This is a genomic window from Serratia myotis (assembly GCF_027474885.1).
Taxonomy (GTDB): Bacteria; Pseudomonadota; Gammaproteobacteria; order Enterobacterales; family Enterobacteriaceae; genus Serratia; species Serratia proteamaculans.
The window spans coordinates 894270-920988 of record NZ_CP099707.1 but is presented as its reverse complement, the minus strand read 5'-3'; the positions used below and the strand labels follow the sequence as shown (position 1 = coordinate 920988).

The 26719-nt window shown below is 54.6% G+C and carries 23 protein-coding genes, 2 tRNA genes and 3 rRNA genes; 4 read left to right on the top strand and 24 right to left on the bottom strand.

All coding sequences use genetic code 11. The annotated features are described in order from the left end of the window. The first annotated feature begins 6 nt into the window (after positions 1-6). Positions 7-762 (top strand): hydroxyacylglutathione hydrolase, encoded by a 756-nt coding sequence (gene gloB, locus NHG65_RS04235; RefSeq protein ID WP_207976437.1) that lies wholly within the window; start codon positions 7-9, stop codon positions 760-762. Between the two features lie 71 nt (positions 763-833). Next, positions 834-2222: a murein transglycosylase D gene (mltD, locus tag NHG65_RS04230; RefSeq protein WP_176979060.1), complete on the top strand. Its 1389-nt coding sequence runs from the start codon at positions 834-836 to the stop codon at positions 2220-2222. A 76-nt stretch (positions 2223-2298) separates the two neighbouring features. Here the strand turns inward: mltD and NHG65_RS04225 are convergent, their stop codons facing one another. Both NHG65_RS04225 and NHG65_RS04220 read right to left on the bottom strand, forming a co-directional pair. Further along, complete coding sequence (locus tag NHG65_RS04225) at positions 2299-3072, bottom strand: endonuclease/exonuclease/phosphatase family protein (RefSeq protein WP_218165883.1); 774 nt, start codon at positions 3070-3072, stop codon at positions 2299-2301. A 263-nt stretch (positions 3073-3335) separates the two neighbouring features. Then, the gene (locus NHG65_RS04220) at positions 3336-4511 is read right to left on the bottom strand and encodes an MFS transporter (RefSeq protein WP_499182960.1); all 1176 of its coding nucleotides are present in this window, start codon (positions 4509-4511) and stop codon (positions 3336-3338) included. Positions 4512-4617: 106 nt separating this feature from the next. On the opposite strand from NHG65_RS04220, the gene yafC reads away from it, so the two are divergent. Then, the gene (yafC, locus tag NHG65_RS04215; protein ID WP_499182959.1) at positions 4618-5505 is read left to right on the top strand and encodes a DNA-binding transcriptional regulator YafC; all 888 of its coding nucleotides are present in this window, start codon (positions 4618-4620) and stop codon (positions 5503-5505) included. A gap of 44 nt (positions 5506-5549) precedes the next feature. Here the strand turns inward: yafC and dkgB are convergent, their stop codons facing one another. The 17 genes from dkgB to NHG65_RS04130 all read right to left on the bottom strand — a co-directional run bounded on the left by dkgB (position 5550) and on the right by NHG65_RS04130 (position 20033). Continuing rightward, the gene (gene dkgB / locus NHG65_RS04210) at positions 5550-6353 is read right to left on the bottom strand and encodes a 2,5-didehydrogluconate reductase DkgB (protein WP_262261439.1); all 804 of its coding nucleotides are present in this window, start codon (positions 6351-6353) and stop codon (positions 5550-5552) included. 141 nt (positions 6354-6494) lie between these two features. Then, complete coding sequence (locus NHG65_RS04205; RefSeq protein WP_413477095.1) at positions 6495-7724, bottom strand: beta-ketoacyl-ACP synthase; 1230 nt, start codon at positions 7722-7724, stop codon at positions 6495-6497. After that, a complete protein-coding gene (locus NHG65_RS04200) occupies positions 7721-8452 on the bottom strand; it encodes a 3-ketoacyl-ACP reductase FabG2 (protein ID WP_207976445.1) in 732 nt (243 codons plus the stop codon). The genes NHG65_RS04205 and NHG65_RS04200 overlap by 4 nt, the downstream gene beginning before the upstream one ends. After that, positions 8449-8922, bottom strand: coding sequence for a hotdog family protein (locus tag NHG65_RS04195; RefSeq protein ID WP_099064972.1), 474 nt, complete (start codon positions 8920-8922; stop codon positions 8449-8451). The genes NHG65_RS04200 and NHG65_RS04195 overlap by 4 nt, the downstream gene beginning before the upstream one ends. Continuing rightward, positions 8922-10088, bottom strand: a complete 1167-nt coding sequence (locus tag NHG65_RS04190) for a beta-ketoacyl-[acyl-carrier-protein] synthase family protein (protein ID WP_099064973.1) — start codon at positions 10086-10088, stop codon at positions 8922-8924. Before NHG65_RS04190 ends, NHG65_RS04195 begins: the two co-directional genes overlap by 1 nt. Then, the gene (locus NHG65_RS04185) at positions 10088-10660 is read right to left on the bottom strand and encodes a DUF3261 domain-containing protein (protein WP_099064974.1); all 573 of its coding nucleotides are present in this window, start codon (positions 10658-10660) and stop codon (positions 10088-10090) included. The genes NHG65_RS04190 and NHG65_RS04185 overlap by 1 nt, the downstream gene beginning before the upstream one ends. Further along, positions 10660-12966 carry an MMPL family transporter gene (locus tag NHG65_RS04180; RefSeq protein WP_261415235.1) on the bottom strand — a complete coding sequence of 769 codons (2307 nt, stop codon included), beginning with the start codon at positions 12964-12966 and terminating at the stop codon, positions 10660-10662. The genes NHG65_RS04185 and NHG65_RS04180 overlap by 1 nt, the downstream gene beginning before the upstream one ends. After that, complete coding sequence (locus tag NHG65_RS04175; protein WP_499182958.1) at positions 12956-13561, bottom strand: LolA family protein; 606 nt, start codon at positions 13559-13561, stop codon at positions 12956-12958. The genes NHG65_RS04180 and NHG65_RS04175 overlap by 11 nt, the downstream gene beginning before the upstream one ends. Further along, positions 13558-13986 carry an acyl-CoA thioesterase gene (locus tag NHG65_RS04170; protein ID WP_099064977.1) on the bottom strand — a complete coding sequence of 143 codons (429 nt, stop codon included), beginning with the start codon at positions 13984-13986 and terminating at the stop codon, positions 13558-13560. Before NHG65_RS04170 ends, NHG65_RS04175 begins: the two co-directional genes overlap by 4 nt. Continuing rightward, positions 13983-15701, bottom strand: coding sequence for a glycosyltransferase family 2 protein (locus NHG65_RS04165; protein ID WP_499182957.1), 1719 nt, complete (start codon positions 15699-15701; stop codon positions 13983-13985). Before NHG65_RS04165 ends, NHG65_RS04170 begins: the two co-directional genes overlap by 4 nt. Next, positions 15692-16036, bottom strand: a complete 345-nt coding sequence (locus NHG65_RS04160) for a 3-hydroxyacyl-ACP dehydratase FabZ family protein (protein ID WP_207976454.1) — start codon at positions 16034-16036, stop codon at positions 15692-15694. The genes NHG65_RS04165 and NHG65_RS04160 overlap by 10 nt, the downstream gene beginning before the upstream one ends. Then, the gene (locus NHG65_RS04155) at positions 16033-17406 is read right to left on the bottom strand and encodes an AMP-binding protein (protein ID WP_237520841.1); all 1374 of its coding nucleotides are present in this window, start codon (positions 17404-17406) and stop codon (positions 16033-16035) included. The genes NHG65_RS04160 and NHG65_RS04155 overlap by 4 nt, the downstream gene beginning before the upstream one ends. Next, positions 17373-17930, bottom strand: coding sequence for a COG4648 family protein (locus NHG65_RS04150; RefSeq protein ID WP_499183458.1), 558 nt, complete (start codon positions 17928-17930; stop codon positions 17373-17375). Before NHG65_RS04150 ends, NHG65_RS04155 begins: the two co-directional genes overlap by 34 nt. 42 nt (positions 17931-17972) lie before the next feature. Beyond that, on the bottom strand, positions 17973-18224 hold the full coding sequence (locus NHG65_RS04145; RefSeq protein WP_012005336.1) for an acyl carrier protein: 252 nt from the start codon (positions 18222-18224) through the stop codon (positions 17973-17975). 9 nt (positions 18225-18233) lie between these two features. Then, positions 18234-18494, bottom strand: a complete 261-nt coding sequence (locus NHG65_RS04140; protein ID WP_017891685.1) for a phosphopantetheine-binding protein — start codon at positions 18492-18494, stop codon at positions 18234-18236. Positions 18495-18498: 4 nt separating this feature from the next. Further along, on the bottom strand, positions 18499-19317 hold the full coding sequence (locus NHG65_RS04135; protein ID WP_207976456.1) for a lysophospholipid acyltransferase family protein: 819 nt from the start codon (positions 19315-19317) through the stop codon (positions 18499-18501). Continuing rightward, complete coding sequence (locus NHG65_RS04130) at positions 19317-20033, bottom strand: beta-ketoacyl synthase chain length factor (protein WP_499182956.1); 717 nt, start codon at positions 20031-20033, stop codon at positions 19317-19319. The genes NHG65_RS04135 and NHG65_RS04130 overlap by 1 nt, the downstream gene beginning before the upstream one ends. Before the next feature lie 286 nt (positions 20034-20319). Here NHG65_RS04130 and NHG65_RS04125 point away from each other — a divergent pair, with 286 nt between their 5' ends. Further along, a complete protein-coding gene (locus tag NHG65_RS04125; protein ID WP_207976460.1) occupies positions 20320-20709 on the top strand; it encodes a hypothetical protein in 390 nt (129 codons plus the stop codon). A 189-nt stretch (positions 20710-20898) separates the two neighbouring features. On the opposite strand, the gene NHG65_RS04120 is transcribed toward NHG65_RS04125, so the two are convergent. The 5 genes from NHG65_RS04120 to NHG65_RS04100 all read right to left on the bottom strand — a co-directional run bounded on the left by NHG65_RS04120 (position 20899) and on the right by NHG65_RS04100 (position 26194). Continuing rightward, positions 20899-20975: transfer RNA gene (locus tag NHG65_RS04120), tRNA-Asp, on the bottom strand. A 94-nt stretch (positions 20976-21069) separates the two neighbouring features. Next, positions 21070-21185 (bottom strand): 5S ribosomal RNA (gene rrf / locus NHG65_RS04115). Between the two features lie 103 nt (positions 21186-21288). Beyond that, positions 21289-24197, bottom strand: a 23S ribosomal RNA gene (locus NHG65_RS04110). A gap of 234 nt (positions 24198-24431) precedes the next feature. After that, positions 24432-24507 (bottom strand) — tRNA-Glu (locus NHG65_RS04105). A 144-nt stretch (positions 24508-24651) separates the two neighbouring features. Further along, positions 24652-26194 (bottom strand): 16S ribosomal RNA (locus tag NHG65_RS04100). The 16S, 23S and 5S rRNA genes sit together here with 2 tRNA genes alongside, the layout of an rRNA operon. Positions 26195-26719: the final 525 nt, after the last annotated feature.

Genomic DNA, 26719 nt, shown 5'->3' with positions numbered 1-26719 from the left:
TCCAACATGAATCTTATCAGTATTCCCGCCTTCCAGGACAATTACATTTGGTTATTGGATAACCAGCAGGGGCATTGCACTATCGTCGATCCCGGCGAGGCACAACCGGTGTTGGCAGCGCTGGATCGCCTGAACCTGACGCCTGATGCGATCCTGCTGACCCACCATCACCACGATCACGTTGGCGGCGTTGCACAAATTACAGCGCGCTATCCCGGGCTGAAAGTCTATGGCCCGCAGGAAACCGCCGACAAAGGTGCTAACCACATCGTTCATGACGGCGACACCATCGAAATTAACGGACAAAAATTCGCCACCATCGCGGTTCCCGGACATACATTGGGTCATGTGGCTTTCTATAGCGCACCTTATCTGTTCTGCGGAGACACTATTTTCTCTGCCGGCTGCGGCAGGCTTTTCGAAGGGACCGCCGAGCAAATGTACGACTCATTTCAACAGCTCGCGCAACTTCCCGATAACACGTTAGTTTGTTGCGCGCATGAATATACGCTTTCAAATCTTAAGTTTGCACGGGCTATTTTGCCGGAAGATCGACAGATTGAAACATATCAGCAACAAGTCGAGGCGTTACGGGCAAAAGGCCAACCCAGCGTCCCTACGCAGCTACAATTAGAGCGTAAAATTAACCTATTTTTACGCTGCCATGACACTGATTTACAAAAGAAATTAGGCTTCCATACGCCACCAAAGCACCTTCATTCAGTTTTTTCCGAATTACGCCTGCGAAAAGACAACTTCTGAGCTTTTAGTTGTGTTGTTTGGCGAAGCAAAGTATGATTGCTCGTCTTTTAAGCAACTATATTGACACACACATGAAGGCTAAAGCGATATTTCTCGCCTCAGTCTTGCTAGTGGGGTGCCAGTCGTCCAGGCAGGACGCACCGGCCCCAGAACAGCATGCACAGAGTTTGTCTTCGGCAGGTCAAGAAGGTGAAGCAGGAGAGTACACAGCGAATGGTCGAGCGAGCTCGGCGCGGTGGCTAGATAACAATAGTGGTGCCGCGCAACAGAACCTGTGGAACTTCATTAGCGACGAGCTGAAGATGGAGGTTCCGGAAAATTCCCGGATCCGTGATCAAAAAAGAAAGTACCTAAAAAGTAAGAGCTATCTCCACGATGTAACATTACGGGCAGAGCCGTACATGTACTGGATAGTCGGGCAGATTAAGAAACGCAATATGCCGATGGAACTGGTACTGCTACCCATAGTGGAGAGCGCTTTTGACCCCCACGCCACGTCAAGTGCCAACGCCGCAGGGCTATGGCAAATCGTGCCGCAAACGGGTCGGAATTATGGTTTGAAAAACAATCAGTGGTATGACGGGCGACGCGATGTCGTGGCCTCGACAACTGCTGCGCTTGATATGATGCAGTATTTGAACCGCATGTTTAAGGGTGACTGGTTACTGACCATTGCTGCTTATAACAGTGGTGAAGGCCGTGTCATGCAGGCGGTTAAGGCGAATAAACGCCAGGGTAAGCCAACCAATTTCTGGGCATTGTCGCTTCCACGTGAAACGTCAATTTATGTCCCGAAAATGCTGGCACTGAGCGACATCATTAAAAACAGCAAGAAGTACGGTATCAATCTGCCTAAGACTGATAACACCCGTGCACTGGCGCGTATTGATGTTGGGCAGCAAATACAGTTAACTCAGGCGGCTGAGATGGCTGGGCTTTCACTGACCAAGATGAAAGCTTACAACCCAGGCTACAAAAAAGGCGTTACGGCACCCAACGGGCCCCACTACATTATGGTTCCCAAAGGTCATGCCGATCAGCTGAAAGACTCGTTGGCCGATGGCCAGATCGCCGTGACTCAACCAACTACCCAGTTGGCGAAGAACAGCGGTTTGACTGGTGGCAGCTCGTATAAAGTGCGCTCCGGCGATACGGTATCGGGCATTGCCAAGCGGTTGAATATCAAGTCCAGCGATTTGCAGAGTTGGAACAATTTACGTGCCAAGAGCACGCTGAAAGTTGGGCAAACCCTGCAAGTGGCCAGCAACACCGGCAGTAACAGCAGTATCACCTATCAGGTTCGTAAAGGTGATTCGCTTGCCAGTATTGCACGTCGTCACGGCGTCGATATTAACGACGTGATGCGTTGGAACTCAACGCTTGCCAAGGCTAACAGCAGCCTGCAACCGGGTCTGAAATTGACCTTGTTTGTCAGCGATAAAACGTCGCCGGATACCTAAATTTTCGGCACAAAAAAAGCACCCTTCGGGGTGCTTTTTTATTGTCTGTGACCCGTCCTGAATACAGAGGTGAACATTACCAGTGCGGTTTGTCGGCCTCTGGATGAAACTCCACCAGCAGTGGGTTATGATCCGAGGCGCTGGTCACCAGAACCGAAGCCTCTGCCACCCCCATGTTGCGATAAAACACAAAATCCAGTGGGCGGCCAAAAGCCTTGCGACGGTGATCATCGGTGAAATTCACCTCACGCAGCGCCATATCACTGGCGAACTGATAAAGCGCATTAATTCGTTTACGGCTCCAGGCATTAAAATCCCCGGCCATGATCACCGGCCCATGGTGATGGGCAATCTGCTCACCAATTGGCCCCAGTTGCTTACTGTAAACGTCCACGCCCAGGCTGAAATTCACCGCATGAATATTCACTACCATCAATAACTGGCCGTTAAACAACGGGTAGACGGTGATCAACGCCGACTTGGCCAATCGCAGCAAAGGCTCACGTTCACGTAGCGGACAACAATAGACCGGATGCGCCGCCGCCAGCGTCATTACGCCGGAAGGATGCTGCGGCAACACAAATGCCGGCACCTGATCGGCTGCCAGATAGTTTGACGTAGCAAAGCTCACCAGTTCAGGCGTGGTTTGCGCTTCCTGCAACAGCACCAGTTGCGCATCCTTGCCATAGCTTTTCAGCACCGAAAGCCAGTCGGCCCGCTGCTGTTTAAAGATATTCCACACCATGACCCGTAACGCGCCGGACGTGGGCAATGCAGCCCCGGGCGGCAGCGCTTGGTCGATGGCGCCAGGGAAAATTCGCTCAACTGGCTGGCCTGCAACATACCTCATTGCATAAGTTCGTTTCGGCACGCTATTCGCCTATTTCCCATTAGGATGAAACTGGCGGTGACATTCCCGCCAACAATGAATTGATTATACGCCTGCCCTCGGCTGACGGCATGGCTTTTAGGGGTTATACCCTTTCAGTTATAGGGGCGTGATACAGGGATTTCAATCTTCTGACAGTATATGTGTGTAAAGGTTAGGGGCGGCGTGTCATAAATGCGAAAAGGCCCGCAAAATGCGGGCCAGTGAAGAAAAAACCATGAGGTTCAGGCCAATTGCTGCCGGTACTTCTTATCCAGCCGGCCGCTGACCCCCACCAGTAACAGCGCCACCAGCACAATCAACGCACCAATCCACGGTATTTGTGCCAGACCCAAGGTCGCCACGGTTTGACCACCGATCACGGAGCCAAGGGCAATACCCACGTTAAAGGCCGCAATGTTCAGGCCGGAAGCCACATCCACCGCGTTTGGCGTGTACTGCTCGGCTTTTTGTACCACATACACCTGCAGACCCGGAACATTACCAAAGGCAAACACCCCCATGACGATCACCGTCAGCAACGCGGCAATGCTGTGGCTGGCAGTGAACTGGAACACCAGCAACAGAACGGCCAGAGCGGCGAAAATAAAGCTCAATGCGCGCACGGCACCGTGACGATCCGCCAGTTTACCGCCCCAAATGTTACCAATCGCCACCGCAATACCGTAGGCCAGCAGGATCCAACTGACTGCCGGAGCGGAGAAGCCCGCCAGTTCCTGCATCATCGGCGCCAGGAAGGTGAAGGTAGTGAACACACCACCGTAACCCAGTGCAGTAATGGCGTAAATCAGCAACAGGCGAGGATGCGTCAGCACTTTGAACTGGTCCTTAATGCTGGCACTGGCCTGATTTTTAATGTTGTTTGGCACCAAAATAGCGCTGGCCACGGTGGCTATTACGCCAATCAGTGATACTGCCAGGAAGGTTTCACGCCAGCCAAAGTGCTGGCCGATAAAGGTCCCCAAGGGCACCCCAGTCACCAGCGCCACGGTCAGGCCACCAAACATGATGGCAATCGCCGAGGCGGCCTTCTCTTTCGCCACCAGGCTGGTAGCAATGGTAGAACCGATTGAGAAGAACACCCCATGGGCCAGACCGGTCAGCAGACGAGCTATCACCAGCGACTCGTAGCCTGGCGACTGCCAGGCCAACAGGTTACCGAGGGTGAACAGCACCATCAGGCTGATCAGCAGCAGCTTGCGCGGTACACGGCCGGTTAACGCCGTCAGCACCGGCGCGCCAATGGCCACGCCGATAGCATAAATAGTCACCAGCAGCCCGGCGGACGGCACAGTTACCCCTAACTGCTCTGCAATCGTCGGGATCAGTCCGACAATCACAAATTCCGTCGTACCTATAGCAAAGGCACTGATGGTCAATGCAAGTAATGCGAGAGGCATCTTTTTTACTCCAAATAGCGTTCAGGTTGATGACGGCTATTATCGGCCTATGCTTAAATGATAAAAATGCTCAAAATATCAAATTAATTTTGCCAAAGGAGCAATAGTGAAAGCGAACTCCGATGAACTCATCACCTTCGTCACCGTGGTAGAAAGCGGCAGCTTCAGCCGGGCGGCAGAACAGCTTGCTCAGGCGAATTCGGTAGTCAGCCGTACGGTCAAGAAGCTGGAAACCAAGCTGGGCGTGACGTTGCTTAACCGCACGACACGCCAGATCAGCCTGACGCAGGAAGGAGAGAACTATTTCCGTCAGGTGCAGAAGGTACTGAGTGATATGGCGGCGGCGGAGAATGCGCTGATGGAAAGCCGTCAGCGTCCGCAAGGGCTGCTACGCGTCGACGCCGCGACACCGGTAGTACTGCATGTATTGACGCCGCTGGTGGCGGAGTTTCGGGCGCTCTACCCGGAGATGACGCTGTCGCTGGTGTCATCGGAGAACTTTATCAATCTGATCGAGCGTAAGGTGGATATTGCCATCCGTGTCGGTGAGTTGACCGACTCCAGCCTGAAGGCACGCAAGCTGATGACCAGCTATCGGCGCGTTCTCGCCTCCCCCCGCTATTTGGCGCAGTACGGCACGCCACAGACGGTAGAAGAATTAGAGCAGCACTGCTGCATTGGTTTTAACGACCTGCCCAGTCTGAACCGCTGGCCGTTGGCCTGCGCCGACGGCCGCCAATTGGAAATAACCCCGGGCCTGACCACCAACAGTGGTGAAACCCAGCGTCACCTGTGCCTGCACGGCAACGGTATTGCCTGCCTGTCGAATTTTATGATTGATGCAGATATCAATAGCGGCGATTTGGTCCCGATTTTGGTTGCTGAAACCCTGCCGGTAGCAATGCCGATCAATGCCGTGTATTACAGCGACAGTGCAGTCAGCAACCGCCTGCGCAGCTTTATCGATTTTATTAGTGAGCGTTTGGCACCATAAAAAAGGCGCCCGTTTGGGCGCCCTGATGTATAGATGCTAGAGAATCAATCCCAGTTCGGTGCCAGGCCTTCCGGGCTGACCAGACGGCCATTGTTTTCCAGGCTGGCGATTGCCGCCATTTCCTCGGCAGTCAGCGTCAGTTGCTGCGCCAACAGGTTGCTCGCCAGGTTTTCACGTTTGGTCGATGATGGGATCACCGCGTAACCCAATTGCAGCGCCCAGGCCAGGATAACCTGTGCCGGAGTGGCGTTGCGGCTTGTCGCGATAGCTTTGATGGTCTCATCCTGCAGCGCCTGGCCATAGGCCAGCGTCATGTAGGAGGTGATGGCAATGCCGTGCTGCTGGGCAAACTCCACCACCTTGTGATTCTGTAAATACGGTGACAGCTCGATCTGGTTAGTGGCGATCTGGTCCGCGCCTACCGCATCAATCGCCTGCTGCATCAGATCCAGAGTGAAGTTGGACACGCCAATCTGACGGGTCAGGCCCAGTTTTTTGGCTTCCGCCAACTCAGCCATAAACTCAGCGACAGAGACTTCGTCATTCGGCGACGGCCAGTGGATCAGAGTCAGATCAACATAACTGGTTTGCAGTTTGCTCAGGCTCTCTTGCAGGCTTGGGATCAACTTGCCCTTCGCCAGGTTGGCGATCCAAATCTTGGTGGTGATGAACAGCTCTTCACGCGGGATACCGCTGGCGGCGATCGCCTGGCCCACTGCCGCTTCGTTTTCATAGATCTGTGCGGTATCAATGACGCGATACCCCAGTGCCAGCGCGGTGCTAACCGAGTCGATAACGACCTGGTCCTGAAGACGGAAGGTACCTAAACCAAATGCAGGGATGCTCATAATTTTATTCTCTCATTAGGATGTTGAAGCGATATGGGAGGATTATGGCAACTGTTTTGTTGATCAAAAACGCCCTATTGTGCATAAGACTTTTGATTAAAATACAACAATTGCCGGGGTAAGCACCCCGGCAAGGCAAAATTACGCCCAGCGGCGCAGGATCAGCGAGGTATTGATACCGCCAAACGCAAAGTTGTTCGACTGCACAAACTCGGTATCAATCTGGCGATAGCCGCCCATGATGTAATCTAGATCGCCGCAGGCGCTGTCCGGTTCGCTGAGGTTGATGGTCGGCGCAAAGCTGCCTTCACGCATCATCTCCAGCGCCATCCAGGCTTCCAATGCACCGCAAGCACCCAGCGTATGACCAAAGTAGCTTTTCAACGAGGAGATCGGCGTGCTATTGCCAAAAATCGCCGCCGTTGCCTGACTTTCTGCGATATCACCACGATCGGTCGCCGTGCCGTGAGCGCTAATATAACCAATATCACCGATCGCCAGCCCGGAGGCCTTCAGTGCCTGCTGCATACAGATCTGCATGGTTTCCTGCTGCGGCTGGGTAATATGCGCGGCATCGCAGTTGGTGGCAAAGCCGACAATCTCGCCGTAAATGGTAGCACCGCGCGCCAGCGCATGATCCAGTGACTCCAAAATCAGCGTCCCCGCCCCTTCACCAATCACCAACCCGTCACGTTGACGGTCAAACGGGCGTGGCGAAAGTGCCGGGTGATCGTTCTGCTGGCTGGTGGCGAACAGCGTGTCGAACACCGCCGCCTCCGAAGGACACAGCTCTTCGGCTCCCCCCGCCACCATCACCGTCTGATACCCATGGCGAATGCTCTCGTAGGCGTAGCCAATGGCCTGACTGCCTGAGGTGCAGGCGCTGGAGGTCGGGATCACCCGGCCGCGCAGGCCAAAGAACAGGCCGGTATTCACCGCCGCGGTGTGGGGCATCATCTGCACATAGGTGGTACCGGTAATATTGCCGGTGTGCTTCTCGGTTAGCATGGTGGCGAACTCGCTGACCGGCTTGGTGCTGCCGGTCGATGAGCCGTAAGCGATACCGGTCTCACCGTTGGTCAGTACCGCCTCACCCAGCAGCCCAGCCTGCTCAAGTGCCAGTTCGGTTGCCCGGGTGGCCAACAGTGAAACCCGGCCCATCGAACGAATACGCTTGCGGGTATAGTGCTCCGGCAATACAAAATCCTCAACCGGTGCGCCAAGGTGGGTATTCAGCCCCTGATATTCTTCCCATTGCGTCATGTAACGCACCGCATTCTTGCCCTGCTTCAGCCGGCTGGAGACATCCGCCCAGTTATTGCCGAACGCCGTCACACCGGCCATGCCGGTTACTACCACTCGTTGCGTCATACCATTCCTCCGTTAATGGAAATGACCTGCCGCGTCACATAGCCGGCAATATCCGACATCAGATAGCTGGCCAGCCCGGCCACCTCTTCCGCCGAGCCCATGCGTTTAAGCGGGATAACGCGCATCGCTTCATCCAGCGCCGCCGGCTCCATGTCGATCATGCCGGTATCAATCAGGCCAGGCGCGATGCAGTTAACGGTGATTTTGCGCTTTGCCAGTTCGATCGCCAGCGCCTTGCAGGCACCGATCACCCCGGCCTTGGCCGCACTGTAGTTGACCTGCCCACGGTTACCCATCACACCGGAAACCGACGACAGCGCGATAATCCGCCCGCCCTTACGCAAGCCAATCATCGGCATCACGCAGGGGTGCAGTACGTTGTAGAAGCTGTCGAGATTGGTATGGATCACGCCATCCCAGTCGTCCTCACTCAGCGCAGGGAAAGCACCATCGCGGGTAATGCCCGCATTGTTCACCACGCCATAATAGGCGCCGTGGGTTTCAATATCCTGCTCCAGCACCTCACGGCACTGGCTGCGGTTGCTGATATCAAACTGAAGCAACCGCCCTTGCCCACCGGCGTTGGTAATTTGCTGCAGTGTCTGTTCTGCCCCGGTCTTATCGCTGTGGTAGTGAACTACCATCAAAAAGCCATCGGCAGCCAGGCGGCAGGCGATGGCCTGACCGATCCCTTTACTGGCGCCGGTGACTAAAACGGAACGCATCATGCGTCTCCCCTTAAGGTCGTCAATTGAATGATTTCTTGTTGATCAGGCTGGTAAGTATTCAGCCTGCCCTGTGCGATGCGCACATTATCGATACTGATTTCACACTCAAAACTGGCTAACTTTTCGTCTTTCAACAGTTGCTGCACGCTAACCAACAGTTTACTGCCGGCAGGAAAGATCGGTAACTCGCAGTGAATCGCACGTCCGCCCAGCAACATGCCCAATTGCGGCGGCTGGGCGCTCTGACGGCCATGCCAGCCACTCCAGACGCCAATCGCCTGTGCCATCAGCTCAATGCCATACCAGCCTGGCAGTGCGCCTTGCGCGTCAAGAAATGGCGCCAGCACGCCGTCGGCACTGACCGTAACGGCACAGCGGGCATGCTCTTCACCTACTTCAAGCACCTGTTCCAATAGCACCATTGGTGATGCATGAGGCAAATAGTATTCGGCAGTGTGATAGTGATTCATCAGGCCTCTCCCAACAGCAGACAAGCATTGTTACCGCCGAAGGCAAATGAATTGGACAAAATCGCACGCTGGCGCAGCGGTTGTGGTTGGTAAACCAAGCCTATCGGTGCCAATTCGGCATCACGCGGCACTCGACTGAAATCTTGCTGCGGCAGCGGCAACGGCTGGGTCAGCAACAGCCAGCTCAACGCCGCCTCGACCGCACCGGCAGCACCCAACGTGTGGCCGGTAAGATGCTTGGTAGAACTGCACGGCGTCTGGCTACCGAACAGGCGATTGACCACCTGCGCTTCAACCTGATCGTTAAGCCGTGTAGCGGTACCGTGCAGATTAATATAACCAATTTGCCCGGCGTTCAGACCGGCCTGCCGTAGTGCCATGCTGATGGCCCGTTCGGCTCCTTCACCGGCAGGATGCGGTGCCGACATATGCCAGGCATCGGAAGATTCACCGACGCCCAACAGTGCGACCGGTGCCGGTTCCCGCGTTAACAACATCAACGCTGCCGCCTCACCGATATTAATGCCACTACGCCCAGTGGCGAACGGCGTACAGCGTTCCGCTGACAGTGACTCCAGGCTGTGGAAACCGTTAATCGGCATTTGGCACAGGCTGTCGGCACCGCCAACAATCGCCGCGTCCACCAGCCCGGCCTCAATCAGGCGTTTACCGCTGATAATGGCACGCGCACTGGAGGAACAGGCGGTAGACAGGGTATAAGCCGGGCCACGGGTAGCAAGAAACGCGCTGAGAAACAGGCCCGGATCGCCCAACTCCTGCTGCTGATAATCATAACCCTGCGGCCACTGCCCCGCCTGATACTGTTGCAGCGCCAACTCACCTTCGTGGATACCGGAGGTACTGGTGCCCATAATCACCGCGACACGATCCGCGCCGTAGCGGGCAATAGCCTCGCGCACTGGCGTGTCGATCTGCGCCAATGCTGCCAGCAGCAGGCGGTTGTTGCGAGAGTTATGCTTTTTGAGGGGCTCAGGAATGGCAGGCAGTTCGCCCTGTACATTTCCGAACCAGGATGGCGCGCCCCCGAGCAGCCACTGCGTCTGCTGCTGCATGCCGGGCGACACGCCACGCGCCAGATTTTCCGCTATCTGCGGCAAACTGTTACCCAACGCATTCACCATCCCTACGGCGGAGAAGTAGATCATTATTCGCTCCCCAGGTTCTGAATGGTGATGCGGTAATGGAAAGCGGATTGGGTGATAGACTGCGGTTCACGCCGCCCGTCCCCCTGCTGATAACGGATTTCACTGATGATCGTCCCACGATCGTCATACAGACGCCGCACCTGCGGTTGATCTTCCAGCCGCCACCCGGCAGGCAGCAAAGGTTGCCAGTCCGCCAACGGCCAATAGCTCAGCATGATGTCGGCCAACACCTGGCTGGCGGGCGGCAATTCGCCCACTTTGATCAACTGTTCGGTATGGATCCCCTGACGATCGTAGGTCAGGTTGAACAGCCGGATACCGAGCGGCGACATGCCGACCAATTGCAAGCGCTGGCCGTCGGCATTGAGCAATACCAGCATCGAATGCTGCTGCCCTTTCACTTCGGCGGTCAGCAGTTGCTGCTGGCTGAACGGCTGCGCCAGCGTCGGTGCGGGTAATGTCACCCGTGTACCGGGTTTCAGCCACGCCTGCGGCAGGGTTGGATCCTGCGAACCGGCACAACCGGCCAGCACCGCGACCAGCGTTAACAGCATCATTCGTAAGCCACGCATCAGGCTTTTCCTCTTTTTCTTTTTGTTGCTAACGTCAGCGGCGCTAACAGAAAGGCGACGGCGATGCCGCTGCTCAATACAATGCCAAAACTGCTGATGGCCTGAGTATGGCTCAGCACCAGCATGCCAAAGGTCAATTGTGTGGTGAATACCGCCATAAAGATGGCAAACATCGAGGTGGTCGGCGTCCCCCGGGGATTGGTAAAGAACAGCGTATAATTGATACCGATCCCCAATACCAGCACCAACGCCAGCAGCGAGAACAGGTTCAGCGTATGGCCGCTCAACGCCAATACCGCAATACCGCTGCCCAGCGACAACAGCGTCGGCACCATGCAACGCAAGCCATGACGCAGGCCAAAACGCCACAGATAAATCAGCGCGATCGCCGCCACTGACAGCATCAGCAGATAGGAAAGATATAGCCGGTACTGGCCAAAGAGTTCACTGAATTCGGTTTTACGGTCGATCCAACCGGTGCCCGGCACCTGTTCAGCCAATGCCTGCATCGCCGCGCTGTTCTGCACCCCGTTGACCGGTACCAGCGCTGCACTGCGCCCATCGGGCAGCGTCAGCCACAGCAGTCGCCAACCCTCGCTGACCACGCTACCCAGCCACTGATCCGGTTTCACCCATTCAGCGGTCAAGTCAGGGGCTTTCAGGGTCAGGTCCGCCTGCTGTAATTGCGTCATCACCTGTGGTGCCACCCGCTGCAACAGAGCGACGTTCTGCTGCTGGCGCTGGAGTGAAGGCAGAGGTAACAGACGATAATCCGCCAGCACGCCCTGCCGTTTTGCCTGCGCCAGCTTGGGCTGCAGCAACTCGATGCGCTGCAACAACTGTTCGGCATTTTCGCCGTAGACCACCAGCCATTTCTGATCGTTATGCTGACCCGTCAATGCCGCAATGCGTTGTTCCTGTTGCTGTAACGCCGTGGGTAACGCCTGCAATTGGCCAATATCGTCGTCGACCTTCAACTGGCTGAAACCGGCCACCACCAGCAACAATACCGCTGCGGGCAACCCATAGCGCAGTAAGGGACGATGTCGCCAGGCATGCAGCCAGCGCAGGATAAGCGGCAAACCCGGAGCCGGCCGCACCGGCAGCCGACGCGACAACCGGGGATACCAGCAAATCACGGTAAGACAGGCGGCGCTGAGCCCGGCAGCGGCAAACACCGCCAACTGCTGCAAACCCGGGAACGGCGCAATCAACAGCGCCAGATAAGCCACCACCGTAGTCAGCAAAGCCATCGACAGCGCCGGCAACAGCTTTTGTAAACTGGCCAACGGTGTCGATTGCTCACCATGCACCATACGTTCGGTCAGGAAATAGAGCGTGTAATCGGCCGAAATGCCGACGATGCTGATGCTCAACACCAGCGTCATCAAATGTATTTCGCCAAAGGCCAACAGCGTGGCGACGGTGCCCGCCAAGGCGCCTATCCCCACCGATAGCCCGCACAGCAACAGCGGCAACGGTGAACGGAACATCAACAGCACCAATACAAACACCCCCACCACCGACGCCAGGCCAATAGTGGAAATATCCCGTTCGGCCTGTTGGCTGGCGTAATTGCTGTAATACAGCGTACCGCGGTTCAGCACCTCTGCGCCCGGCCAGCGCTGCTGCAGTTGTTGCTGCAATGCCGTAAGTTTATCCACCGTGCGCCGGGCACTGCTGATGTCATAAGAAGAGGCACTTAATTCAGCGTGCAGCAGATACCAACTGCGACCCTGTGCATCACGCGCCACCAGCCAGCCATTGGACAGGCTCAGCAAGCCACCGTTTTGTTGCTGTGCCAGCTGCGAGGCTCGCACCAGCATCAGCGGATCGTTAGCCAGCTCCTTGCCGCTAACACCGGCGAAAGCAGAATAGAGTTGCCCAAGGATCCACTGGCTTTGCGCATCCGCCCCCTGCAACAAGCGTTGCCGGGTGGCATCGTCCAGCAGCACATTACGGTGCTGGTAGAAAAAACGCCCCCACTGCTGCTGACGTTGCGCATCCATTGGCCCGCCAACCTGCTGCAGTTCCGGCATCTGGCGTAATTGTTGCCACCACCAGTTCACCGCAGCGCTATCTGCTCCCGGCGGCGGGCTGACCAGCCACATCAGTTGGCGGTCGAGCCGGCGGCTGAAACCTTCGGCCAGCTCATCCGGCACGCCCACCAGTTGCTGCTTCGGTAATAACGCCAATACGCTGCTGTTGATCTGGCTGCGCGGCAACAGCCAGCACAAAGCCGCCAGCAACAGCAGGCAAATCGCCAGCCAGCCAAACGCCAACCGCCGGTGCAATTCAGGACGCAAAACGCTGTTGCTCCTCGGCGGTCAGCGTCTGTGGTGCCGTACGCTGGTTAAAGAAGCGGATATGGGTGGCATCACTTTGCATATCATCGATATCAATGGTTTCCAGGAATTGCGCACCGTTGAGGGTAATTCGCTTGAACAACTTGTCGAGAGGAGTGGTTTTGGGTGTCAGCACCAGTCGCCATTGGTTTTTTCCCAACTCGCTGAACTGCAAAGCAAAATTTTGATCCAGCGCCTGGCTGTCGGCGTGAAACAGCGCGGTCAGCAGGTGGTTGAACTGAAACATTTGCGGATTGTTGTCCGCCGTTACCACCTGCGGCGGCTGGCCTGCCAGGGTTTGTACCATGCGCTTATCATCCAGCAGCAGGGTCAGCGGGAAGGGTTTCTGTTGCGCCCACCAAAGCCCTTTTTGCTGGGAAATCAGCAGCTCACCGCTGGATTTCAAAGGTTTCGTCATGCCGCTGATGCTGCGCTGCTGTTCAAACTCGGCGCGCAACACCGGCTGCTGGCTAAAGCGCTGTTGCAATTCCGGCAATGTGACCGCCTGGACGCTCAGGCTGAAAAAGGCGATAAGAACCCATAACCCGTACTTCATTGCGCCCCCTCAATGTTGTCCAGCAGCACCTGCGGTGAGGCAAAACACATTTCTTTGCTGTCAGCGTCTACCGCTACCTGAATGGTATGACCGCGGGTGGTGGTTTTGCCGCTCTCTGCATCCAGAATGCGGTAGCCAATGCGCAGGCGGTTTTCATATTCTTCCAGCTCGGCGCAAACGATAATGCGCTGTTCAAACAGCACCGGCGCGATGTATTTCACTCGCGTATCCACGATCGGCCAGACATAGCCCGAAGCCTGCATCTGCCGATAACCGTAACTGAACTGTTTGAGCAGCGCTTCGCGCGCGATCTCAAAATAACGGAAGTAGTTGCCGTGCCACACGACGCCCATGGCATCGGTATCATGGAAAGGGATAGCGATTTCAATACTGACGGAGAATCGCGGATCGTCTTTTAGCTTCATGTCTCAGGCCCCTGTTGCGCTGACGGCTGCGCCGCCAGTTGCCAAAAATCGAAAAAATTAAACCAGTCGAGCGGTGCCAACAGGCAATAGTGCTCCAGCCGTGCGGTATACCTATCCACCGCGTCTTGCAACGCCTGCTGGCGCTGCTGACGGGGTAATAACAGCGGATCGGCAAACGGCTCGAAATAAACGTTCAGGCGCCCCTGCTGCTTGAGACCGAACATCAGAAATACCGGGCAACGCAGTGCGGCAGCCAGCACAAAGGGGCCCTGCGGGAAAGGGGCTGGTTGGCCGAGAAAACGGCTCCATACTACGCGGGGTTGCTCACCTCGCTGATGTTTACCGGCAGAGGTGCGATCGCCGACGATCGCCACCCATTCACCGGCATCCAGCTTGTCCTGCAGCCGCATGGCCGTTTCCGGCCCCAGCGACGTCACTGAGATCAAATTCAGATTGGCGCGCGGATTCACTTCTTTCATCATCTGGTTGAAGCGCTCGGCGTGCTCGGTAAACACCAGGGCATTCACTTTTACGCCGGAATCCAGCTCGCCCAGGGCACGGCAGGACTCGATATCCCCCAGGTGTGAAGCCAGGATCAGCGTACCTTTGCCGGAAGCTATCTGGCGTTCACAGCCAGCGCGATCCACCAACCGAATATCATTCAGTTCCCCGCGCCAGCTCGCCAGCTTGTCGAGCATCGCCTCGCCAAAACGCATAAAGTGATGGAAGCTGCTGAGCGGCGCAGGCAACGGCTGCTGCCGACTCTGGGCGAACTGCCGCAGACGCTGCAGGTAAGCGCGCGATGCCTCGCGCTGGCGACGCCCGGTCAGCCAGAAATAACCGATCACCGGATACAGCAATAAGTGAAATACCCGGCGGCCAAACAGCCGGTAGATCTGCAGCATCAGCCGGATGCCCCACAGGCCACGACGCTCCTGGGTCGCCGACCAATGTTGTGAATTAGCCGACCGTTGGCGTTGCCGCAGCAGGCGAGGAATACGCGGCAACATGCCAAAGAACAAACGCGTATGCATCCAGGAGATACGCAGATTATCGCGCAGCGCGTCAAAATGAGAAACGCCGTCGGCCGGATAGGTGACCCGCGTCGGTAAAAAACGACTGGGGACTCCCTGCCAATACAGCCGGACCATCACTTCGGTATCGAAATCCATGCGCTTGCCGAGTGGATGGCGCGTGGTTAGCGCCAGCGTCGGTCCCACCGGATAAACGCGAAAACCACACATGCTGTCTTTCAACGACAGCGACAGGGTTTCTATCCATACCCAGACATGGGTGACATAGCGGCCATACAGGCGAGCTTTTGGCACCGAGCTGTCGTAAATGGGTCGGCCGGAAATCAGACAATCCGGATGAGCGCGCGCCTCGTCGATCATGGCCGGGATATCACTCAGTTGATGCTGGCCGTCGGCATCCACCTGTAAAGCGTGGCTGTAACCCTGCCGTTGTGCCAACTGCAGACCGGCGATAACCGCCGCCCCTTTCCCCTGGTTTTTCTCCAGCCGCAGCAACCTGACCCAGGGTAGCTCCGCAGCCAGGCGCTGGAGTTCCCCGGCGGTGTCGATATCGCTGCCATCATCCACGATCAGGCATGGCAGGCCATAACCGGCTAACGAGCTCAGTACCGCGGCCATCATCTGCCCGTGATTGAAACAAGGGATAACGAGACAGGGGGTGAAGGGGGCGCTCACTGACATAATGAGATCTTACCGCTGCTGGCGATCGTTTCACCCACGCGGTAGCTGAATAACAGTTTATGCCGCGCCGGCTGCCATTCAAGCTGTAACAGTACGGTTTGCTCCGGCAACAGGGGTTGTTGAAATTTGATCACTTCGATCCCTTTGAACCCGGCCTCGATAGCCAGCAATTGCCGGGCATACTGCATCACCCAGTTCAACTGCGTGACCCCCGGCAGGATCGGATGTTCAGGGAAATGGCCGCGAAACCAAAACAGCCCGGCGGGCAAACGCAACTGCAGGCTGGCATGGGTGGCGTCGCTCACCTGCTGTTGCAGCACCTCAGGTTGCATCATAAAAACAGCTCCTGTAGTTCAGCATAGGCGCGCTTGCCCTGCGGATTCAGCGGAATGGCATCGATAATACGCCAGCGGCGCGGCAGGGCCACCGGCTCCAGCCAGCCCCGCAGCGCCTGATGCAGTTCGCGGGTTAACGCCCCTTCGGACAAGCTTTGTCGGCGGGTTTCGCCATAGGGTGACAACACGAGCACCGCTACCAATACCGTGCGCCCTGTTTGCTGCTGCGTTAACACCGCAGCATCGGCGATCTCCGGCAGCGAAGTCAGCCGACGCTCAATTTCGCTTAGCGACAGGCGTTTCTCTTCCAGTTTGATAATACGATCGGCGCGGCCGTTTAATTGAAATTGTCGGCCATCCGGTGCGAGCTGAATAATATCGCTCAACATCAGTTCGCCGCTATCAGGGATCAGTGGCGACACGACCTTGACACTGCTGTCTGCATTAACCGTTAGCGTCACGCAATCAAATAGCTGCCACGGTGCGGCCTCTCGAACTTGCTTGCGCCAGGCCAGCGAGCCGGTTTCCGTCGTGCCGTATATTTCCAACGGCAATCCGCCCAGCATCTGCTGCGACAGTTGGGCTTCGGCGCCAGATAGCGGGCCACCGGCGGAAAATACCTCAACGCATTCGGTCGGCGCCAGGCAGCTATCCAAACGCTTAAGCCACGCCGGGCTGCTGACAAAAACCAGACGCCGGCCCTGGTGTCGGGCAATCAACTGTTCATGATACTGCGTTAACTGCGCATCAAACGGCAGGCCAAAAGCCAGTGGCAGGAACAGGCGAAAACTCAGGCCATACATATGCTGGTGAGACACCGATGCGATAACGCAGCAACCTTGCAAGGGTTTGTGCCAGGTTTCAGCCAGCAGTTCGCTTTCATGGTCCATACAGGCAACGGATTTATTCACCGCCTGCGGCTGGCCGGTAGAGCCGGAAGTGTAAAGAATAAAGCGAGGATCCTGAGGCCAGGCAGGCAGTACGCTACCCGCGTTGGCCCCCTCGGATACCGACAACACCGGCACGCCAGGATCGAGAGGCATATCGGTCAGCAACGCATCGTAATCTGCCCGCTGCTCTTTGAGGATGGCTTCGCGCTGGTGGCCAAAAATCACCGGCACCCTGGCGGCATACAAGGATGCCAACAACGCAACGGCAAAGCGATAGCTATCATCAAAACACAGCGCCCAACGACGCTCTTGCCTGTCTGCCAGCTTTGTAGCCAATGCGGCAACGTCACGGCGAAACTGACCGAGATAGAACACCTGAGCGCCACGCCAGGCAATAAGCAGCCCATCATCACGCTCCGGGCTGAGCCATTGGCTCATCGGCAAACTCAGGCGCGCCTGATCCTTTTCCTGACTGTCCATTCAATACCCATTAATGCCCCCATCAGCAGATAGCTGATGCCGCCGTTATACAGCGTCCAGAGTGCAATATCACCGGACAGGCAGGTTGCCAGCGCTATCGCGCCGTTAACAATAAAGAACCCACACCAAACCTGAGTCACCCGGCGAGTGTAAGCCCCGCCAGCGGCATCCAGCTGCGGCTCGGTTATACGCGCCAATCGCTCAACCACCGTGGGTGGCACAAACAGCGAGTATGCAAACAGCGACAGCAGTAATGCGTTGACCCATACCGGGTAATACAGCAACCAGTGGCTCTGCTTCAGCGCCCAACTGGCCAGCGCCAGCAAGACACCGACAATAGCCAGGGCTTTGCCTAACCACATTTGCTGACGAAGTTTACCGCGCAGCACCAGCAAGCGTAAGGTAAACACCGTCACCAACAGCGGCGCCAGGACAGTGGTTCCCCAGCGAGTCAAGCCAACCCAGACCGCCAGTGGATAAAGCAGCAGCACCAGCCAGGTCACGGCCTGCAACAGCCGCAACATCGGATTCAGCCAGGAGGCAGTGTTCACCTTTATACTGCGGCCTTAACTGTCTGACTTAAGCAGCTCATCGATGGCATCAACCACGTCTTGCACGGTGCGCACCGACTTGAACATTTCCGGTTTGATCTTCTTGCCGGTTGTTTTCTGCAGGTGTACGACCAGATCCACCGCATCAATGCTGTCCAGCTCAAGCTCTTCGTATAAGCGGGACTCCGGCTTAATGTCATCCGCGTCCAGCTCGAACAGCTTGACCAACAGCGCCTGAATTTGCAGGTAAATTTCTTGCTTATCCATGAAAACCCCTTATTTGCTACGCTGTGCAGAAACAAACTTTGCCAGCGTTTCCACGGAATAAAAATGTTGGCGCATATCCTGGCTTTCAGCCGACAGCACCACGCCATAGCGGTTCTTTAATGCCAGACCCAGTTCCAATGCATCAATGGAATCCAGGCCCAGTCCATCACCAAACAGCGGTGCCTCAGCGTCAATCTCCTCCGGTGTCATACCTTCAAGATTGAGCGTATCAATGATCAATTGCTTGATTTCGGTGCTCAATAAATTCATTCCACTATTTCTCATTATTTATAGGTTCTGACTGTAAGGCGTCAGTTAAATGCTGGGTTAATCTTCTTGCCGCAAGGGCGGGAGAAACGTCATTTGCATGAATAAATGCGCGGGCGTCGATCTTATCCTGAACGGTGATATGGAACTGCGGCTTTATCGCCGGGATATTATACCATTTGCCCTGCTTCGTCAGCATGGGGGGCTGGCAATGAATATGCACCACGCGGATGTCACACTGCCCTCGTAGCGCAATATTGGCGGCCCCCCGCTGCAATGTCAGCGCCTTGCCCGGCGTAGTACGAGTGCCCTCCGGGAAGATCAGGATAGTCCCTCCGCTGGCCAGGCGTTGTCGGCACTGCTCCAATAGGATATCCGACTGCGCATTGGCCAAGTACCCCGCCGCTTTGATCACCCCGCTGACAAACACATTACTCAGCAAGGCCTCTTTGACGATACAGTCACAGCGCGGCATCCGCGATGCCAGCAACACATAGTCCAGCAGGCTGGGATGATTGGCGATCACCAGGCAACCACGATCCTCACTAAAGCGTTCTACATTGTCGAAATGGTAATCCAGCACGCCAAAAAAGCGTGTCGTGGCCAGGAAGAAACGAAAACTGTGACGGATTGAGTTCTGCGTCAATCGACTGCGGCGATCTGGATCACGGACCACCAGACGCATCAGGTTAAACCAGACGCCAGACAGTAACAGGCCACCCAAACCAAACAGTGAAAAGCAAAAGCCCGTCGCCACCACCCGCCAACAGCGATTAACCCAGGAGGATTTTTCGGGAGCACTTTCCGCAGGGATCGTCGTAGCCATCAGCGTTTCCACCACCAGTCGTGCCGTGGGCCCGGTACCGTGAATTCATCATCAGCACTCAACCAACCCCGTAAAAATGCCAGCCCCTGTGGCTCATGGCGGTTAGCCTGTTCGGTGGTTGTTGCCTGGCAATGCAGACTGTCACCGCTTTCGAGCAACAGGGCGACAGCATAGGGAACCGAATTTTCCGGCGCGAAAGGGCGATAAACCTCCGGCACAATACCGTCGAAATCAATTAACAATACCCGCCCAGCACTGCCCGTGGCCAAGAGCGCCTGGGCCTCAATCATCCCCTGCTGAAAGCTGTCTGCCCCGGCAGCCAATGAAGTGATCGGCAAAGTATTCTTCGCCGTAATAGTCAACCAACCTGCCGCCGTGTTGTGCACCGACATGGCAAAATCCGTTGGCGATAAGGGTTGTTCCTGATGCAGATGCCGAAGAATTTTGTGCGTCCGCTCCAGTTCGCCATGACGACTGGTAAAGATCGCCATATCCGCCTGGTAGTCATTCAACAAGATCAGTCCGCTTTCTACTGCCAAACGGGTTCCGATACTCATCCGACGCAGCGACATCATGGGGATATGAGAACAGCCGGGTAATACGCCCTGATATTCAGCGGCAAGAGAGTCATCCGTAGCCCATTGGCGCCATGCATCACGCGTTCCACGATCGGGAGCCATCGCCCACCAACTGAGTATATTCATGTCGCCCGCCATTAAAGGGTATTACCGGTCAGAAAAATTCCGTGGGTAAATTTATTATATCTAACCTCAGAATGCATTCCCAAAATTCCTATTTTTACACGGAATATTCGATTAAACGATTAGGTTTACTTATCGACATAACCTGATGAGACTTGAGAGAAAAAGGAATTATCGTAATGAAAACCAGCAATATTTGTCGAAAATGCTTCATCGGAGTATCTTAATCGGGGAGAGTCATACACTACACCCGGTGTGTGGCTAATACATTTCTCATTCACCATCACTCATGGAAAAGAGTATGAAACCATTAAAATTCATTTTAACTGGCGTATTCGCTGCGGTTCTGGTCAGTGGTTGCGCAGGCACAGCCCCGGTAAGAAACGTCAGTCAACAGGTTGCTGGTAGCCACAGTGACGCACAGGTGCGTCAGGCCATTCTCTCTGCAGGCTTGAACCGTGGCTGGATTATGAACCCGACCGCTGACGGCGTGATCGATGGCAAAATTTTGCTGCGTGGTCACAGTGCCGACATCCGCATCACTTACAACACGAATAGTTATCAGATTAACTATATTGGCAGCGGTAATATGGATGCCAAAGACGGAAAGATTCACCCAAACTATAATCGCTGGGTGGCCAATCTGGATAAGGATATTCAGTTGGAACTCGCCCGTCAGAATATTAAATAACGACGAGAATGTAGATTACCCGGTGGGGATCCTACTGCCGGGTATATTATTCTTTATATTGGCATTCAATTCAGATAATTATTTATCAAAATAGATTTTCACCGCATAAATCACGCTGCTATAAGCAATTTCTTTGAATTTTACATATGAAAAAGCCCTGATTCATAGAATCAGGGCTTATCAAATTAGTGGCGGAACGGACGGGGCTCGAACCCGCGACCCCCTGCGTGACAGGCAGGTATTCTAACCAACTGAACTACCGCTCCACCGGTTCTTTCACGTTACATCTTTCGATGTGGCAAAACCGCTCATGGCGATCCTGCTCATTACCGGGTGTCAAACCGATAACGTTTAATTAATGCCTGGCAGTGTCCTACTCTCGCATGGGGAGACCCCACACTACCATCGGCGCTACGGCGTTTCACTTCTGAGTTCGGCATGGGGTCAGGTGGGACCACCGCGCTATTGCCGCCAGGCAAATTCTGTTTCATTCCAACCGCTACTACCCGTAGCCATCAGAACCAATCTCGGAACATTCGCTGAAAATCTACTCTCAAATCAAAACACTTTTGGTGTTGTAAGGTTAAGTCTCACGGATCATTAGTACTGGTTAGCTCAATGCATCGCTGCACTTACACACCCAGCCTATCAACGTCTTAGTCTTAAACGTTCCTTCAGGGGGATCAAGTCCCCAGGGAAGACTCATCTCGAGGCAAGTTTCGCGCTTAGATGCTTTCAGCGCTTATCTTTTCCGCACTTAGCTACCGGGCAATGCCATTGGCATGACAACCCGAACACCAGTGGTGCGTTCACTCCGGTCCTCTCGTACTAGGAGCAACCCCTCTCAATCTTCCAACGCCCACGGCAGATAGGGACCGAACTGTCTCACGACGTTCTAAACCCAGCTCGCGTACCACTTTAAATGGCGAACAGCCATACCCTTGGGACCTACTTCAGCCCCAGGATGTGATGAGCCGACATCGAGGTGCCAAACACCGCCGTCGATATGAACTCTTGGGCGGTATCAGCCTGTTATCCCCGGAGTACCTTTTATCCGTTGAGCGATGGCCCTTCCATTCAGAACCACCGGATCACTAAGACCTACTTTCGTACCTGCTCGAGCCGTCACTCTCGCAGTCAAGCTAGCTTATGCCTTTGCACTAACCTCACGATGTCCGACCGTGATTAGCTAACCTTCGTGCTCCTCCGTTACTCTTTGGGAGGAGACCGCCCCAGTCAAACTACCCACCAGACACTGTCCTCACCCCGGATTACGGGGCCGAGTTAGAACATCAAACATTAAAGGGTGGTATTTCAAGGTTGGCTCCACGCAGACTGGCGTCCACGCTTCAAAGCCTCCCACCTATCCTACACATCAAGGCTCAATGTTCAGTGTCAAGCTATAGTAAAGGTTCACGGGGTCTTTCCGTCTTGCCGCGGGTACACTGCATCTTCACAGCGAGTTCAATTTCACTGAGTCTCGGGTGGAGACAGCCTGGCCATCATTACGCCATTCGTGCAGGTCGGAACTTACCCGACAAGGAATTTCGCTACCTTAGGACCGTTATAGTTACGGCCGCCGTTTACTGGGGCTTCGATCAAGAGCTTCGCCTTGCGGCTGACCCCATCAATTAACCTTCCAGCACCGGGCAGGCGTCACACCGTATACGTCCACTTTCGTGTTTGCACAGTGCTGTGTTTTTATTAAACAGTTGCAGCCAGCTGGTATCTGCGACTGGCTTCAGCTCCGAGAGCAAGTCTCTTCACCTACGCGCCAGCGTGCCTTCTCCCGAAGTTACGGCACCATTTTGCCTAGTTCCTTCACCCGAGTTCTCTCAAGCGCCTTGGTATTCTCTACCTGACCACCTGTGTCGGTTTGGGGTACGATTTGATGTTACCTGATGCTTAGAGGCTTTTCCTGGAAGCTTGGCATCAACTACTTCTGCACCGTAGTGCATCGTCATCACGCCTCAGGGTTGAATAAGTAACCGGATTTACCAAGTCACTCCCCCTACACGCTTAAACCGGGACAACCGTCGCCCGGCTAGCCTAGCCTTCTCCGTCCCCCCTTCGCAGTAACACCGAGTACAGGAATATTAACCTGTTTCCCATCGACTACGCCTTTCGGCCTCGCCTTAGGGGTCGACTCACCCTGCCCCGATTAACGTTGGACAGGAACCCTTGGTCTTCCGGCGAGCGGGTTTTTCACCCGCTTTATCGTTACTTATGTCAGCATTCGCACTTCTGATACCTCCAGCAACCCTCACAGGCCACCTTCAACGGCTTACAGAACGCTCCCCTACCCAACAACGCCTAAGCGTCGCTGCCGCAGCTTCGGTGCATGGTTTAGCCCCGTTACATCTTCCGCGCAGGCCGACTCGACCAGTGAGCTATTACGCTTTCTTTAAATGATGGCTGCTTCTAAGCCAACATCCTGGCTGTCTATGCCTTCCCACATCGTTTCCCACTTAACCATGACTTTGGGACCTTAGCTGGCGGTCTGGGTTGTTTCCCTCTTCACGACGGACGTTAGCACCCGCCGTGTGTCTCCCGTGATAACATTCTTCGGTATTCGGAGTTTGCATCGGTTTGGTAAGCCGGGATGGCCCCCTAGCCGAAACAGTGCTCTACCCCCGAAGATGAGTTCACGAGGCGCTACCTAAATAGCTTTCGGGGAGAACCAGCTATCTCCCGGTTTGATTGGCCTTTCACCCCCAGCCACAAGTCATCCGCTAATTTTTCAACATTAGTCGGTTCGGTCCTCCAGTTAGTGTTACCCAACCTTCAACCTGCCCATGGCTAGATCACCGGGTTTCGGGTCTATACCTTGCAACTATTCGCCCAGTTAAGACTCGGTTTCCCTACGGCTCCCCTATACGGTTAACCTTGCTACAAAATATAAGTCGCTGACCCATTATACAAAAGGTACGCAGTCACCCAACTAGTAGGCTCCCACTGCTTGTACGTACACGGTTTCAGGTTCTATTTCACTCCCCTCGCCGGGGTTCTTTTCGCCTTTCCCTCACGGTACTGGTTCACTATCGGTCAGTCAGGAGTATTTAGCCTTGGAGGATGGTCCCCCCATATTCAGACAGGATGTCACGTGTCCCGCCCTACTCATCGAACTCACAATTAATGCATTTTAGTGTACGGGACTATCACCCTTTACTGTGCGACTTTCCAGACGCTTCCACTAACACAAGAACTGATTCAGGTTCTGGGCTCCTCCCCGTTCGCTCGCCGCTACTGGGGGAATCTCGGTTGATTTCTTTTCCTCGGGGTACTTAGATGTTTCAGTTCCCCCGGTTCGCCTCATACGACTATGTATTCATCGTATGATAGTGCAACGAATTGCACTGGGTTTCCCCATTCGGGTATCGCCGGTTATAACGGTTTATATCACCTTACCGACGCTTATCGCAGATTAACACGCCCTTCATCGCCTCTGACTGCCTAGGCATCCACCGTGTACGCTTAGTCACTTAACCTCACAACCCAAAAGTGTTTCCACCTTCGTGCTGCTACATTTGAGAGACTCTATGACAGGTTAATCCTTACTCCAATAGTTCTACGGAGGAGTAAGTTTCAGCTGTCATGTTTCAATTTTCAGCTTGTTCCAGATTGTTAAAGAGCAATATCTTAAACACGACTCGGTAGAGTCATCTTTAAGATGTTTTCGGTTCGGCAAGAACCGGTGATAATGTCTTTCACTCATTATCGGATGGCGTCCCCAAGGGGATTCGAACCCCTGTTACAGCCGTGAAAGGGCAGTGTCCTAGGCCTCTAGACGATGGGGACACGAAAATCCGATTAAACTGAACGTCTTAATCGGTTCGTATCAGCATGAGTCAGAGACTCATTACATCAACAGGTAGCGCTTTTGCTCATTACTTTTTCATCAGACAATCTGTGTGAGCACTACACGCAATCAATATCATTAGGTAAGGAGGTGATCCAACCGCAGGTTCCCCTACGGTTACCTTGTTACGACTTCACCCCAGTCATGAATCACAAAGTGGTAAGCGCCCTCCCGAAGGTTAAGCTACCTACTTCTTTTGCAACCCACTCCCATGGTGTGACGGGCGGTGTGTACAAGGCCCGGGAACGTATTCACCGTAGCATTCTGATCTACGATTACTAGCGATTCCGACTTCACGGAGTCGAGTTGCAGACTCCGATCCGGACTACGACGTACTTTATGAGGTCCGCTGGCTCTCGCGAGTTCGCTTCTCTTTGTATACGCCATTGTAGCACGTGTGTAGCCCTACTCGTAAGGGCCATGATGACTTGACGTCATCCCCACCTTCCTCCGGTTTATCACCGGCAGTCTCCTTTGAGTTCCCACCATGACGTGCTGGCAACAAAGGATAAGGGTTGCGCTCGTTGCGGGACTTAACCCAACATTTCACAACACGAGCTGACGACAGCCATGCAGCACCTGTCTCACAGTTCCCGAAGGCACTAAGGCATCTCTGCCGAATTCTGTGGATGTCAAGAGTAGGTAAGGTTCTTCGCGTTGCATCGAATTAAACCACATGCTCCACCGCTTGTGCGGGCCCCCGTCAATTCATTTGAGTTTTAACCTTGCGGCCGTACTCCCCAGGCGGTCGACTTAACGCGTTAGCTCCGGAAGCCACGCCTCAAGGGCACAACCTCCAAGTCGACATCGTTTACAGCGTGGACTACCAGGGTATCTAATCCTGTTTGCTCCCCACGCTTTCGCACCTGAGCGTCAGTCTTTGTCCAGGGGGCCGCCTTCGCCACCGGTATTCCTCCAGATCTCTACGCATTTCACCGCTACACCTGGAATTCTACCCCCCTCTACAAGACTCTAGCTTGCCAGTTTCAAATGCAGTTCCCACGTTAAGCGCGGGGATTTCACATCTGACTTAACAAACCGCCTGCGTGCGCTTTACGCCCAGTAATTCCGATTAACGCTTGCACCCTCCGTATTACCGCGGCTGCTGGCACGGAGTTAGCCGGTGCTTCTTCTGCGAGTAACGTCAATGCAATGTGCTATTAACACACTACCCTTCCTCCTCGCTGAAAGTGCTTTACAACCCGAAGGCCTTCTTCACACACGCGGCATGGCTGCATCAGGCTTGCGCCCATTGTGCAATATTCCCCACTGCTGCCTCCCGTAGGAGTCTGGACCGTGTCTCAGTTCCAGTGTGGCTGGTCATCCTCTCAGACCAGCTAGGGATCGTCGCCTAGGTGAGCCATTACCCCACCTACTAGCTAATCCCATCTGGGCACATCTGATGGCGTGAGGCCCGAAGGTCCCCCACTTTGGTCCGAAGACGTTATGCGGTATTAGCTACCGTTTCCAGTAGTTATCCCCCTCCATCAGGCAGTTTCCCAGACATTACTCACCCGTCCGCCGCTCGTCACCCAGAGAGCAAGCTCTCCTGTGCTACCGCTCGACTTGCATGTGTTAGGCCTGCCGCCAGCGTTCAATCTGAGCCATGATCAAACTCTTCAATTAAAAGCTTGATTTGCTTCAACTCGTGAAGCGATGCTCGAAAATAACTTTCGTAATAGTCGTTCTGTTGGACAAGCCAACGAAACAACGTATTGCTTGGTCACTCTTCAAGACTTGATATTTTTTCGAACCCGAAGGTTCTGGATATCGTCTTGTGGAGTGCCCACACAGATTGTCTGATAAATTGTTAAAGAGCGTTCGTTACTGAGATAACTCTCGGTAACGCGGGAGGTGCATATTACGCTTTCCCGCTGAAGAGTCAAGCTTTTTTCTTATTAAGAAACGGTGTTTTCACCGGCTTGCTTCTTCCTGGCTGGGCGACTGGTTCTCGTTAGAGGAGTCGTTGTTCCCGGTCAGTGGAGGCGCATTATAGGGAGTTCTCAGAAGGTCGCAACCCCTAAATGCAAAAAACTTTTCAAGCGTTCAAATAACCACCAAAAAAGCCATTTTAGGATATTTATTAGCCAGAAAAGTGAGATTTTAAGGTCGTTGCCTCGGAAAATCCTATAAACCCAATGAAAACAGATA

Excerpts from the sequence above, each read along its gene's own strand:
- NHG65_RS04150 (WP_499183458.1), bottom strand. The coding sequence starts at position 17,930 with ATGTTGCGGCTGTTGCAGGCCGTGACCTGGCTGGTGCTGCTGCTTTAT.
- NHG65_RS04135 (WP_207976456.1), bottom strand. The coding sequence starts at position 19,317 with ATGGCTACGACGATCCCTGCGGAAAGTGCTCCCGAAAAATCCTCCTGG.
- NHG65_RS04130 (WP_499182956.1), bottom strand. The coding sequence starts at position 20,033 with ATGGCGGGCGACATGAATATACTCAGTTGGTGGGCGATGGCTCCCGAT.
- gloB (WP_207976437.1), top strand. The coding sequence starts at position 7 with ATGAATCTTATCAGTATTCCCGCCTTCCAGGACAATTACATTTGGTTA.
- NHG65_RS04175 (WP_499182958.1), bottom strand. The coding sequence starts at position 13,561 with ATGAAGTACGGGTTATGGGTTCTTATCGCCTTTTTCAGCCTGAGCGTC.
- NHG65_RS04200 (WP_207976445.1), bottom strand. The coding sequence starts at position 8,452 with ATGATGCGTTCCGTTTTAGTCACCGGCGCCAGTAAAGGGATCGGTCAG.
- NHG65_RS04195 (WP_099064972.1), bottom strand. The coding sequence starts at position 8,922 with ATGAATCACTATCACACTGCCGAATACTATTTGCCTCATGCATCACCA.
- dkgB (WP_262261439.1), bottom strand. The coding sequence starts at position 6,353 with ATGAGCATCCCTGCATTTGGTTTAGGTACCTTCCGTCTTCAGGACCAG.
- NHG65_RS04225 (WP_218165883.1), bottom strand. The coding sequence starts at position 3,072 with ATGAGGTATGTTGCAGGCCAGCCAGTTGAGCGAATTTTCCCTGGCGCC.
- mltD (WP_176979060.1), top strand. The coding sequence starts at position 834 with ATGAAGGCTAAAGCGATATTTCTCGCCTCAGTCTTGCTAGTGGGGTGC.
- NHG65_RS04220 (WP_499182960.1), bottom strand. The coding sequence starts at position 4,511 with ATGCCTCTCGCATTACTTGCATTGACCATCAGTGCCTTTGCTATAGGT.
- NHG65_RS04185 (WP_099064974.1), bottom strand. The coding sequence starts at position 10,660 with ATGCGTGGCTTACGAATGATGCTGTTAACGCTGGTCGCGGTGCTGGCC.
- NHG65_RS04140 (WP_017891685.1), bottom strand. The coding sequence starts at position 18,494 with ATGAATTTATTGAGCACCGAAATCAAGCAATTGATCATTGATACGCTC.
- NHG65_RS04205 (WP_413477095.1), bottom strand. The coding sequence starts at position 7,724 with ATGACGCAACGAGTGGTAGTAACCGGCATGGCCGGTGTGACGGCGTTC.
- NHG65_RS04165 (WP_499182957.1), bottom strand. The coding sequence starts at position 15,701 with ATGTCAGTGAGCGCCCCCTTCACCCCCTGTCTCGTTATCCCTTGTTTC.
- NHG65_RS04190 (WP_099064973.1), bottom strand. The coding sequence starts at position 10,088 with ATGATCTACTTCTCCGCCGTAGGGATGGTGAATGCGTTGGGTAACAGT.
- NHG65_RS04170 (WP_099064977.1), bottom strand. The coding sequence starts at position 13,986 with ATGAAGCTAAAAGACGATCCGCGATTCTCCGTCAGTATTGAAATCGCT.
- NHG65_RS04125 (WP_207976460.1), top strand. The coding sequence starts at position 20,320 with ATGAAACCATTAAAATTCATTTTAACTGGCGTATTCGCTGCGGTTCTG.
- NHG65_RS04160 (WP_207976454.1), bottom strand. The coding sequence starts at position 16,036 with ATGATGCAACCTGAGGTGCTGCAACAGCAGGTGAGCGACGCCACCCAT.
- NHG65_RS04155 (WP_237520841.1), bottom strand. The coding sequence starts at position 17,406 with ATGGACAGTCAGGAAAAGGATCAGGCGCGCCTGAGTTTGCCGATGAGC.
- NHG65_RS04145 (WP_012005336.1), bottom strand. The coding sequence starts at position 18,224 with ATGGATAAGCAAGAAATTTACCTGCAAATTCAGGCGCTGTTGGTCAAG.